The following is a 12,940-nucleotide window of genomic DNA, read 5'->3' on the forward strand; positions in this document are numbered from 1 at the left end:
CAATGAAAAAAGAACGTTTAGATGTATTATTAGTAAAGAAAGGGCTTGCATCTTCCAGAGAAAAAGCGAAAGCGATCATTATGTCAGGTATCGTGTTTGTCGATGGACAAAGAGAAGATAAAGCAGGATCTACTTTTGATGAGAAACAGGAGATTGTAGTAAAAGGAAAAACATTAAAATATGTTAGTCGTGGTGGATTGAAACTTGAGAAAGCCATGAATAACTTTGATATCGTACTAAAAGATAAAGTCTGTATGGACGTTGGAGCTTCCACAGGTGGATTCACAGATTGTATGCTGCAAAATGGTGCAGTGAAAGTTTATTCTGTGGACGTTGGACACGGACAGTTAGACTGGAAATTAAGAAATGATGAGAGGGTTGTCTGCATGGAACGCACAAACATGCGTTATATGACAGAAGATGATATTGATGAGAAAGCATCATTTGTATCAATTGATGTTTCCTTCATTTCCCTTACGAAGATTCTTCCTGCGGTATATCGAATCTTGAATATGGGCGGAGAAGTGGTTGCACTGATCAAGCCACAGTTTGAAGCTGGAAGAGAAAAGGTTGGGAAAAAGGGTGTTGTAAGAGATCCGAAAGTCCATGAAGAGGTAATTGAGAAGATTTGTGATTTTGCATCGTCTAATGGATTTGAATTACTACATCTTGATTATTCTCCGATCAAAGGGCCAGAGGGAAATATTGAATATTTATTACATATGAGAAAAACGGAGACAATGGAGAATGGACATACTATGGCAGATCAGATTATAAAGATCGTAGATGCATCTCATAATGATCTGGCGAAAAATAAGGAATAACATGAAGAATTTTTTGATTTTAACGAATGAGCAAAAAGATCCGGGATTTCGTATTTCAAAACAAATTCAGGATTATATTGAGAAAAATGGTGGAAAAAGCCATAGGATGTGTGAGTTTACAAGACATATTCAGAAAGATATGAAATGTATTACGAAAGATACAGAATGTGTGATCGTTCTCGGTGGAGATGGAACAATGCTTCATGCAGCCAGATTGGTTGTAGATCATGATATTCCAATGGTTGGAGTCAATCTTGGAACACTTGGCTTTTTGACAGAGATTGAGTTATCTAAGCTGTATGAGGGCCTAGATGGACTGTTAAATGATACTTTTCAGGTTGAAGAGAGAATGATGCTAGATGGACGTGTGATCCATGCAGATCAGGAAACAGATCATCTTCCTGCATTAAATGATGTTGTGATCGCAAGAAGTGGTTTTTCGAGAATTATTTCATTTCGTATTATGGTCAATGGAAAGCTGCTAGATGTTTATGAAGCAGATGGAATCATTATCTCGACGCCAACAGGTTCTACAGGATATAATTTATCTGCTGGAGGTCCTGTTGTGAATCCGAAAGCTAACGTAATTCTTGTAACACCGATCTGTCCTCATTCATTGCAGTCAAATAGTCTTGTTTTGTCGCAGGATGATGAGATTGATATTTATATTGAGAATGTAAGGGAATCTCAGTTAGAAGAAGCCTATGTTACATTTGATGGGCAGGTTGCACGAAAACTTCAGCCGGGAGATGTCCTTCAAGTAAGAAGATCAAAGAAGATTGCAAGGATCATTAAAGTGAAAGGAGACAGCTTTTACAGAATCCTTCGAATCAAAGTTGGAGGTCAGAATGAAGAAGAATAGGCAGGAAGCGATCATTGAGTTGATTCAGAAGTATCCAATTGAAACACAGGAAGAGTTATTATCAAGATTGAATCAGATTGGCTTTAAGACGACACAGGCGACGATTTCGAGAGATATCAGGGAACTTGCGCTGATCAAAAAACCAGATGCAGATGGGAAACAGATATATTGTCTGATCGATCAAGAAGATGAGACTTCAAGAAAATATCAGAGAATTCTTGCAGAAGCGATTGTGTCCATGGAATTAGCAGAGAATATGCTTGTTGTAAAAACAGTTTCTGGAATGGCAATGGCATCAGCAGCGGCACTTGATTCGTTAAATATTATCGGTATGGTTGGGACGATTGCGGGTGATGATACAATTATGTGTGTCATGAAAGATAAAAATATTGGAAGAACTGCGATCGCAGAGATTAATCATATGATCAAAAAATTAAAAGAATAAAAAAACAGAGAGGAAATCTATGCTGCAGAATTTACATGTAAAGAATCTTGCGTTGATCGACGAGATTGAGATTACATTTGATGAACATTTAAATATACTAACTGGTGAGACAGGTGCAGGGAAATCGGTCTTGATAGGATCCATAGAAAGTGCACTAGGTAAGAAAATCTCTAAAGATATGATCCGTCCAGGTGCTAAAGAAGCAGTTATTGAACTGCTTTTTTGGATTGAAGATGAAAAACTCATCAAAGAAATTGAAGCGTTTGATCTTGAAGTGGAAGATGGGCAGATCTTTATTAAACGTGTGATCAACGAAAAGAGAAGTATTAATAAGATCAATGATAGTACAGTTACATTAAATACGTTAAGAGAAGTATCAAGAAGATTATTTGATCTTCATGGGCAACAGGAACACCAAGTGCTCTTAAAAGAGAAAAATCATCTAAGTATGATGGATCATTTTTTACCAATAGAAGCAAAAAAATCGTTAGAAGAATGCAGGGAACTGTCAAAGAAATATCACAAGATTGAAGAAAAAATTAAAGAAATATCAATCGATGATCAGCAAAGATTAAGAGAACTTGATTTTCTTAAACATGAGATTTCAGAGATTGAGAATGCAAATCTGATCGAAGGAGAAGATGAAGAATTAGAAGCGGTCTATAAAAAGATTCTTCATAGCAAAGAGATCATTACATCTTGTCAGGCGGCAAGTATGCTGACTGGATATGAAGAAGAGATTTCTATCGGGAATCAACTAAGTGAAAGTCTTAGAAAAATGCAGGAAATCAGTCATTTAGATCCGGTAATACAAGGATTTTATGAGCAGTTATTATCCATAGAAGATCTTTTGAATGGATTTCACCAGGAATTGACAGATTATATGGAAGATATGGATTTTGATGAACAGACATATCAGGAAGCAGAAGAACGATTAAATGTCATCAATTCCCTCAAAGATAAATATGGTTCCTCCATTGAAGAGATCCTTGCATACGGACAAAAAGCATCAGAGCGGTATAATATTTTATGTGATGTAGAACATGAGATTGATATACTAAAACAGGAACAAAAACAGATAAAAGAACAATATATAAAAGAAGCTGAAAATCTGTCGCAAAAACGAGAAAAAGAAGCTAAAAAACTGGAACGTGATATTACAAAAGCGTTGGAAGATCTGAATTTCTTAGATGTGAGATTTGAGATCGAAATGACAAGAAAGAATCAGATCTCACCAGATGGAATTGACCAGATACGTTTTATGATCTCAACAAATCCGGGACTTCCAATGCATCCAGTTCAGGAAGTTGCATCTGGTGGTGAGTTGTCACGTATCATGCTTGCATTAAAGTCCGTTTCGGCACAGGCGGATGGTGTTGATACATTGATCTTTGATGAGATTGACACGGGAATCAGTGGAGAAACAGCAAATCGTGTTGCTAAGAAAATGGCAGTGATTTCAAAAGATCATCAGGTAATTGCGATCACGCATCTTCCACAGATTGCAGCTATGGCAGACAGTCATTATTTTATCAGGAAACAGACAGACCAAAAAAATACACAAACAATGATTTACAAATTAAATAAAGAAGAATCATTGAAAGAAATTTCGAGAATGATCAGTGGAGATCAGAGAAGTGAAGCATCCATGGAACATGCAAAAGAAATGAAAACATTGGCAGATCAAACAAAATTATACTGATTATGAAAACGGTAATTTTCATATAATAAAAAGGATATATCAATTACGATATGTCCTTTTTTAGGAGGAAGAATATGAAAAAATACAGTTACCGTAAGCTTCTCATTATACTTTTTATGTTGAATTTATTTGCAATCGCAGTGTTTTATATCAAATATTGTAAATCACAATTGCCAAATACGATTCATATCAAGAAAGGAGAAAAAATATCACTTTGCTATAATATTCCAGCAAGTGCGACGATCAATAACCAGAAGATTAAACTAAACAGAACTTTTATTTTTCAGAAATGCAGCAGTGGGCAGTATGAGATGAAAACTAGTTTGTTTGGGACTATTCCGCTTAAAAAGATTAAGGTAAAAGTAGTTGATGGACAGAAAGTTATCCCGAGTGGACAGGTTGTCGGAATTTATGTTGAAACAAATGGACTTTTAGTGATCGATACCGATGGTTTTACTGGAGAAAATGGAGTCGATCATGCACCAAGCAAAAATAAATTGTATCGTGGGGATTATATTAAAAAGATAGACGGAGCAGATGTTTTGTCGAAAAAGCAGTTTATTGAAAAAATTAATCAAAGTGATGGAAATTCTGTTACATTGACAGTCAGCCGTAGATCAAAAGTGTTGAAGATTAAGATTAAGCCGGAGTTTTCAAAGACAGATCATATGTATAAAATCGGGGCATGGATCAGGGATAATACACAAGGAATCGGAACTATGACATATATAAAAAAAGATTCTTTTGGAGGCTTAGGACATGGAATTTATGATATGGATACAGGAAAGCTTTTAAAGATCAAAGGCGGATTTTTATTAACTCCACAGATTTATTCTATCAAAAAGGGAAAAGCAGGAACACCAGGAGAGATTGTTGGAAGTATCGAGTACAAAGAAGAAAATATTATAGGATCTATAAAAAAGAATACAGAAAAAGGAATTTATGGAACAGTATCGGATACGGAAAGTAAAGCATATGAAATTGGATACAGACAAGACGTTAAGAAAGGGAAGGCTTATATTTTGTCAAATCTTACAGGCTCTATGAAGAAATATGAAATTAGAATTTCTAAAGTTGTTCCATCCGATACAGATGTTTTAAAAAGCATGGAAATTGAAGTTACAGATAAGCGGTTGTTAAATCTTACAAATGGAATCATACAAGGAATGAGTGGAAGTCCGATCATACAGGATGGAAAATTGATTGGTGCAGTAACCCATGTTTTTGTAGATGATCCGACAAAAGGATATGCAATTTTGATGGAAACAATGATTTATGAGATGAAAAAATAGAAGATGCTTTTTAAGTATAAATTTGTTACAATAGAAAAATAAAAAATAGGAGGATGAGGGATATGAAGATTTTGCATCTGGCAGATTTACATCTTGGAAAAAGAGTGAATGAGATGTCGATGATCGAAGATCAGAAGTATATATTAGATCAGATCATAACATTAATCAAAGAAGAAAGTGTAGGAATTGTTTTACTATGCGGAGATATTTACGATAAATCAATCCCTACGATCGAAGCAATACATCTTCTTGATGAGTTTTTAGATCAATTAAGTAAAATGGCGATTAAAGTACTTATGATAAGCGGAAATCACGATTCAATTGATCGTTTATCATTTGGGAAGAGCTTATTTACACGTTCTAATTTATATATTGCATCGCAATTTGAAAATGAAATAGAAAAGATCACAGTAAAAGAAAATGGAATCACAGTGAATTTTTATATGTTGCCATTTGTAAAATCTGCTTATATCAGCCATATATTTCAGCTGCAGACAGACTCATATGAGGAATGTTTCCGATATCTGATTGAACACACAAAGATAGATGAAGAAGAAACAAACATTTTGTTATCCCATCAGTTTGTGACTGCAAATAAGAAAAATCCAGAGTTGTCAGACTCAGAAACAAGTAGTCTTGGAGGAATTGATAATATTGATTTTCATATTTTTGATCCATTTGATTATGTAGCACTTGGACATATTCATAAACCACAGGCGATGGGACGTGAAATGGTTAGATATGCAGGATCGATTCTTAAGTATTCATTTTCAGAGATTCATATGGACAAGAAGGCAACAATTCTTACAATTGATGCAAAGAAAGAAATATCTTTGTCATTTCACCCACTAAAACCTTTGAGAGATATGAGAGAAATTGAATGTTCATTAGAAGAATTATTAAAAAAACAATGTGAGATTGGTAAGCAAGAAGATTATATGCATGTAATTCTTACAGATGAAGAACAGATTTTAGATGCGATTGGAAAAGTGAGAACAATTTATCCAAATGTTATGCAGATCAGTTTCAAAAATCGTAGACACATGAAACAGTTAGAAAGTGCACAGATCAAAGAAGATCAGATTTCAGATCAAAGTCCAGCGGAATTATTTGAGCAGTTTTATAAGATGCAAAATCATATTGATTTGGATGAGAAAAGATTACAGCTGGTGTTATCAGTTTTTGAGGAGGTGATCCGATGAGACCACATACATTGATATTGTCAGCATTTGGACCATTTGCTGGAGAAACTATTATTGATTTTACAAAGTTCAAAGATGGTATTTTCCTGATTTCTGGAGAAACAGGTGCTGGAAAAACAACTATTTTTGATGGTATTTGTTTTGCTTTGTATGGGGAACCAAGTGGTTCTTATAGAAAACAGGATATGCTTCGTAGTGATTTTGCAAAAGAGGATGTAGAAACGAAAGTTGTTTTCTTGTTTTCACATAGAAATATAGAATATAAGATTGAAAGAATTCCATCTTATATGAGAAAAAGTAAACGTGGTGATGGTATGACACGTCAATCACCAGAAGCAGTTTTATATCAGGATGAAGAAATTCTTGAGACAGGAAATTATCAGGTGACAGCCAAAGTAGAAGAACTTCTTGGTATGGATCGGATACAGTATCAACAGATTTCTATGATCGCACAGGGAGAATTTTTAAAACTGCTTTATGCCAAAGGAAAAGAAAGAAGTGAGATATTTCGTAAAATTTTTGGTACTGGTTATTTATACGAATTTCAGGAAAAAATTAAACGGCGTCATCTTTCTTGCAAATATGAATATAGCAATATTCAGGATACGTTATTAGAACAGGAAGATAGTGTTTATATACCAAAAGATGAGCCAGAATATAAGATATATAAAGAATATTATAAACAGAAGCATCAGATTCCGGAATTTCTGGATATTGTAAATAGGTATCATGATCGTAAACAAAAAGAATATGAAGTTTTAAGAGAGCAGAAAGAAAAAGACGAACAAATATGGAATGAGCAGAAGATTGTTTATTCACGAATGAAAGATAAAACTGAGGAGGCTAAAAAGCTTAAATTATTGATCAAGGAACTTTCAGAGGATGAAAAAGAAGCTAAAAGACAGCAGCGTCTGATAAAAAAACAATATGATAAGATTCAGAAAGATGCCCCCAAATTACATAAAAAAGAGCTCCGTGTGGTAGAGATTGAAAAACAGACAAAGCAGTATAAAGAATTGGAAAATCTGGTAAAAAAACAGGAATCATATCAAAATGTAAAACAAAGATATGAAAATCAAAGAGAAGAATTAAACCAGAAAAAAGAAAAAGAACAGCAAAGAGAAAAAACAATTGCAGAGTTTTTAGGTCAGACAGAAGAAATAGAGAAACGATATGATGAACTTCAAAAAGAGGAACTTCGTATGTCTGTTCGTGAAAAGCAGCTGAAGGAACTTTGTAAAGATAAAGAAAAATATCTTAAAGAACTTGTAGTTTATGAAAAGGAAATGAAAATTTATGAGAAAATTCGACTGGAACGCAGAAAATTAAAGGATCGTTTATCTGACTGGCAGGATCAGTATGATTGTAATCAGGCAGGTCTTCTGGCACGAACGTTAATAGAAGGAAATCCATGTCCTGTCTGTGGTTCAACAATACATCCGAATGTAGCACAGTTTAAAGAAAGTGATATTACGCAAGAATTGTTAAAAAATCTTAGAGAACAGACAGAAGAGATTGATCAGGAGTATAATACGATTTTTTCAAAAGTAAGACAAAGAAAAGGGATGGTAGAGGCTCAAAGGAAAAATCTATGCCGAAAAAGTGGAAAAGAACCAGAAAATTTTGAAGAAATTGATCAATTATACGAAGAAACGATCAAAGAGTATAAAAAGATTAAAAAAGCGTTTGAGTGCATAGAGAGACAGAAAGAAAAAATTGCAGATCAGAGAGACAAGATTGAAAAATCGAAACAAAAGCAGAAATCTTATGATGAAAAAATAAATGAATTGTTGGAAAAGATACATGAGAAAGATATTTTATATAAAGAGGTAGGAGCAGGAATTTTTGAAATCAAAAAAAATCTTTTATATAAATCTCTTAAAGAGGCAAATGAAGCAAAACAACAATTGCTTGATGAGATTGCAAAAACACATGAAACGGCAGATGAGATTAAGAACAAGCGGGAAATAATTCAAAGACAAGAAGTCCAGATCATAGCAGCAAGGGAAGAAAAAGAGAAAAATCTTCAAGAACTTACAGTCTGGTTAGAGCAGATGAGGTCATCCAAAGAAGAGTTTATAGATCTTAAAAAGTTTGAATCAAAATTAAACAGAGAACAAAAACAGATTCAAAAACAGACAGAAGTTCTTGAACAATTAAATAAGCAGATTCTTTTAAACAAACAGACGGCTGATCTTATGGGGAAAAAACTTGTGGAATATAAAGAAGCAGAAGAAAATTATACATTGTTAAAGGATCTTTCAGATACAGCGAATGGGGAACAAAAGGGAAAAATCAAAGTTTCTTTTGAACGATTTGTACAGTCTGTGTATTTTGATCGGATTCTTTCTGCTGCGAATCAGCGATTGGCTGTCATGAGTGAACAACGTTATTATCTGATTAGAAAAGAAGAAAATGACAATAAAAAGGGATCTTCTGGACTTGAATTAGAAATTCTTGATGAATGGACAGGGAAAAAAAGAAATATCCGGTCTCTTTCAGGAGGAGAATCATTTAAAGCAGCTTTGTCATTGGCGTTGGGATTAAGTGACGTGATCCAGAATAAAAAAGGCGGGATCACGGTGGATACAATCTTCATTGATGAGGGATTTGGAACACTTGACGGAGATTCGTTAAACAAAGCAATACAGATCATACATTCATTATCGCTTGAAGGAAATAAGCTGGTTGGTATTATATCACATGTTGAAGAATTAAAAGAGCAGATTGATCAGAAGATAGAAGTTTACAAAGATCATGCAGGGAGTAAAGTGAAATAATCAGGAATTCTTGTGACAGAAGATTATAGTCATGTTATACTAAGTGCAAAAGAAAAAATATGACAACGATTTTAAAAAATACAATTAATTTTGTCGAATTATGTCGAATCCTTTGGAAATCAACCAAAACTTGCGGAGAAATATGGGTTGTTTGTAAACTTAGAGAAAATATATAATAAAAATGTAGAGAAAAACAGAATGGGAGGACTGGATATGAACAAGATTAATGTGGCTATTGCAGATGATAACCAGAGAACCGTTGAGATGATGACAGAACTGTTAGAACAAGAAAGTGATATCGAAGTAATTGCAAGTGCTGATAACGGAGAAGATGCGTTGCGCATCATCAAGGAAAGACAACCGGATGTAGTGTTACTTGATATTATTATGCCAAAGCTTGATGGAATTGGGGTACTGGAACATTTGCGGAATGAAAATCTCAGTAAAAGACCAATCATTATTATGGTTTCTGCAATGGGCCAGGAAAATGTCTGTGAAGAAGCTATGGATTTAGGTGCATCCTATTTTATTTTGAAACCTTTTGATTTACGCACGATCATTAAACAGATCAAACAGGCAAGAATAAAGCAAGAGGTGCCTGAAAGACCATTCGTTTCTGTACCAGAGAAGATCCATGGATTAACAGAGAATCAGCTGGAGATCATTATAACGAATATGATTCACGAGATCGGAGTTCCAGCTCACATTAAAGGATATCAGTATTTGAGAGATTCTATTATGATGGCAGTATGTGATATGGATATATTGAATTCTATCACAAAGCAGCTGTATCCATCGATTGCTGAGAAATTTGATACAACACCAAGCAGGGTAGAACGTGCAATCAGACATGCAATAGAAGTAGCCTGGGGAAGAGGAAAAATGGATACGATTGATGCGTTATTTGGATATACGATCCATGCAGGTAAAGGAAAGCCTACAAATTCAGAATTTATCGCATTGATCGCTGATAAGATACGTCTGGAATATGGAGATGAGATAATATCTCAAGGGAAATAGGCAGTAGATATAGACATTGTCATGATCAGGAGGCTGAAAAAGATGGAAAAGAAGTTAAAGATTTTGATTGTAGATGGAGATGTATCGGAGGCAGAGATCCTAGAGTCTAGATTACAAACAGATTTTGAAGTAGCAGGAACTGCATTTGACGGAGTCAGAGCAGTGGAGAAAATCAAAGGACAATTACCAGATGTTGTACTAATTGATATTATGCTGCCACAGATTGATGGAATTGGTGTTATTGAAAAATGCAGAGAAGAGATGGAATATGAACAGCTTCCAGTTTTTATTGTATTGACTTCTATAGGAACAGAGAAACTCATAGAATGTATTAATCATATGGATATTGATTATTGTATGATGCGGCCGTTCAAACAAGAGGTTTTGATTCATAGGATCAAACAAGTGGCAAAGATTAAAGGGTTGGATCAAAAGATCCGTCAGAAGGAAAAACTACAAAGTGTAGAAATAAGAAAACAAAGAACGGTTCTAGATTATGAATTTAATATGAAGCAAGATGTGACAAAAATTATCAGGGATCTTGGAATTCCGGCACATATCAAGGGGTATCAATATATAAGAGAAGGGATTATTATGGCAATTGAAGATATAAATATGATGAATTACATCACAAAACTTTTATATCCGACAATTGCTAAAAAATATAAAACGACATCAAGCAGCGTCGAAAGAGCGATACGTCATGCAATCGAAGTTGCATGGAGTCGTGGAAAAGTGGAATTATTAGAAGAAATGTTTGGGTATACGATCAGTGCAGGTAAGGGGAAACCTACAAATTCAGAATTTATAGCACTGATTGCAGATAAGCTAAGATTAGATTATCATATCAATGCATCCTAAAAAGATGTAGATAGGATGTAGAAGAACAAAAATAGGGAGATTGCTTGGAGGAGAAAATATGGATGAGAGATACAATGTTTTAATTGCTGATAGCTATCCACACGAATCCAAACAATTAAAAGAAGAACTGCAAAAGCAATATAATGTAATAGCAATCGCAGAAAATGGTGAAGAAGCACTTTCTGGAATTATAAGTCTAAAACCAGATTTAGTGATCGTTGATCTGATGTTACCAGGACTTGATGGGCTTGGGGTTATTGAAAGGTGCAGGGAAGTGATGAGCCCAGATGAAGTGCCGGCATTTATAGCCTTGACAATGATGGAAAATCAAGATCTGATGGAGTATATCAGACATTTGAAAGTTGACTACTGCATGATGAAGCCATTTCAAGCAGCGATTCTTGCAGAGAGAATTACACAGATGATAAGAATTCGTTCTGTAAATACAAAGATTCAAAAAGAAATACATAAAGAAAAAGAAGAAATACCATCTATTGGTAATAAAAATGATATTCGAAGAGAGATAAGTCTTTTAGTAAGAAATTTAGGGATTCCAGCACATATCAAAGGATGCCGTTATATAAAGTGTGGAATTTTAATGGCTATGGAAGATGCAAACAGTGTTAATTATATTACCAAATCACTTTATCCGGATATTGCTAAGAAATACAAGACAACGATCGGAAGCGTTGAGAGAGCAATCCGTCATGCGGTTGACATTGTGTGGATCAGAGGAAACAAACAACTGTTAGGTGAAATTTTTGGAACTTTTGTGATTGAGCAGCAGGAAAGACCAACGAACTCTGAATTTATTGCTGCAGTTGCCGACTGGATGAGATTGGAATACCAGATTCGGGTATCATAAAATTTGGAGGAAAATATGAAACAATATATTCCAAGCTATTATAGAAATTTTCAATGCATTGCACAAAAATGTAAAGACAATTGTTGCATTGGATGGGATATTATGATTGATCGGCAATCATATGAACAATATCAAAAAGTTGCAACTCCATTTAAAAAACGTTTGAATGAGGGAATTATTCAGGAAGAGGAACCTAAGTTTTATATGAATGAAGATGGAAGATGTGCTTTTTTAAATGAGAATAATCTATGTGATATATATATTCAGCTAGGGGAAGAGGCTTTATGTGATATATGCACTGAACATCCAAGGTTTCATAATGAATATGGACATATTGTGCAGTCAGGTCTTGGATTGGCTTGTGAAGAAGCAGCTCGATTGATCTTAAACGATTTAGACTTGAAAATAGAAGAAGATGTTTTGAAATCAGAAAAAGAAGATGATGAATGGGCTAATGAATTAATGAAGCTAGAGATGTTGTTATTAAATATTCTGAAAAATAAAGAATATTGTGTGGATGAGAAGATTGATAAAATTTTTGATCTGACAGCAGCATATCAAAAGGAAATAAATTATACAGGAGAACTTACAGTACCGATCGATCAGAAGAAGATAAAACCACAACATCTTATGTTGAAGATGAGGCAGAAAGATTATTTGGAATACTGGTTTGATTTCTATAGTAATCTTGACTATATGGATGAAACATTTCAGAGTCTGCTTAGGAAATCGGTAAAAGAATTTGAAACGTGTAAGAAACAAGATATAAATGATCAATATATAGAGCGATTATTGTATTATTTTATTTATCGGCATTTTATTAAGGCATATGAAGATGATAATCTGATAGATAAAATAAAATTTGCAGTTTTAAGTGTATTGATGATAGAAATTGTGGCAAAGTATTGTAAGGTATACGATAGTTCTTTTGAACTTTTAGATATTGCTAAAATGTATTCAAAAGAAATTGAATATTCAGAGGAGAATATAGAAGCAATCTTTGAAGAACTATTGTTTGACTAATATACATAATATCTTTATAATAATTGAGAGATAGTAAATGATAAATAGAAAAACCGAAAGAGAA

Annotated in this window: 11 protein-coding genes; all 11 read left to right on the forward strand. The window is 34.1% G+C overall.

All coding sequences use genetic code 11. The features are described 5' to 3' along the window. Positions 1-2 precede the first annotated feature (2 nt). The 11 genes from OCV53_RS06130 to fliB all read left to right on the forward strand — a co-directional run bounded on the left by OCV53_RS06130 (position 3) and on the right by fliB (position 12,876). Positions 3-824, forward strand: coding sequence for a TlyA family RNA methyltransferase (locus tag OCV53_RS06130; protein WP_022374337.1), 822 nt, complete (start codon positions 3-5; stop codon positions 822-824). Position 825: 1 nt separating this feature from the next. After that, positions 826-1,686 (forward strand): NAD(+)/NADH kinase, encoded by an 861-nt coding sequence (locus tag OCV53_RS06135; protein ID WP_022374336.1) that lies wholly within the window; start codon positions 826-828, stop codon positions 1,684-1,686. After that, a complete protein-coding gene (argR, locus tag OCV53_RS06140) occupies positions 1,673-2,131 on the forward strand; it encodes an arginine repressor (protein ID WP_022374335.1) in 459 nt (152 codons plus the stop codon). The genes OCV53_RS06135 and argR overlap by 14 nt, the downstream gene beginning before the upstream one ends. A gap of 19 nt (positions 2,132-2,150) precedes the next feature. Continuing rightward, positions 2,151-3,833 (forward strand): DNA repair protein RecN, encoded by a 1,683-nt coding sequence (gene recN, locus OCV53_RS06145; RefSeq protein WP_055197141.1) that lies wholly within the window; start codon positions 2,151-2,153, stop codon positions 3,831-3,833. 74 nt (positions 3,834-3,907) lie between these two features. After that, the gene (gene spoIVB, locus OCV53_RS06150; RefSeq protein ID WP_055197143.1) at positions 3,908-5,125 is read left to right on the forward strand and encodes a SpoIVB peptidase; all 1,218 of its coding nucleotides are present in this window, start codon (positions 3,908-3,910) and stop codon (positions 5,123-5,125) included. Positions 5,126-5,187: 62 nt separating this feature from the next. Next, a complete protein-coding gene (locus tag OCV53_RS06155) occupies positions 5,188-6,327 on the forward strand; it encodes an exonuclease SbcCD subunit D (protein ID WP_055197145.1) in 1,140 nt (379 codons plus the stop codon). Continuing rightward, on the forward strand, positions 6,324-9,107 hold the full coding sequence (locus OCV53_RS06160; RefSeq protein ID WP_055197147.1) for an SbcC/MukB-like Walker B domain-containing protein: 2,784 nt from the start codon (positions 6,324-6,326) through the stop codon (positions 9,105-9,107). Before OCV53_RS06155 ends, OCV53_RS06160 begins: the two co-directional genes overlap by 4 nt. 198 nt (positions 9,108-9,305) lie before the next feature. Next, positions 9,306-10,127 (forward strand): sporulation transcription factor Spo0A, encoded by an 822-nt coding sequence (gene spo0A / locus OCV53_RS06165; RefSeq protein WP_055197210.1) that lies wholly within the window; start codon positions 9,306-9,308, stop codon positions 10,125-10,127. Between the two features lie 21 nt (positions 10,128-10,148). After that, on the forward strand, positions 10,149-10,988 hold the full coding sequence (spo0A, locus tag OCV53_RS06170) for a sporulation transcription factor Spo0A (RefSeq protein WP_081020024.1): 840 nt from the start codon (positions 10,149-10,151) through the stop codon (positions 10,986-10,988). A 58-nt stretch (positions 10,989-11,046) separates the two neighbouring features. After that, entirely contained in the window at positions 11,047-11,853 is an 807-nt protein-coding gene (spo0A, locus tag OCV53_RS06175) for a sporulation transcription factor Spo0A (protein ID WP_022374328.1), read from the forward strand. Between the two features lie 15 nt (positions 11,854-11,868). Further along, the gene (gene fliB, locus OCV53_RS06180; RefSeq protein ID WP_055197149.1) at positions 11,869-12,876 is read left to right on the forward strand and encodes a flagellin lysine-N-methylase; all 1,008 of its coding nucleotides are present in this window, start codon (positions 11,869-11,871) and stop codon (positions 12,874-12,876) included. The last annotated feature ends 64 nt before the right edge of the window (positions 12,877-12,940 follow it).

Source organism: Anaerostipes amylophilus, assembly GCF_025567365.1.
GTDB classification, from domain to species: domain Bacteria; phylum Bacillota; class Clostridia; order Lachnospirales; family Lachnospiraceae; genus Anaerostipes; species Anaerostipes amylophilus.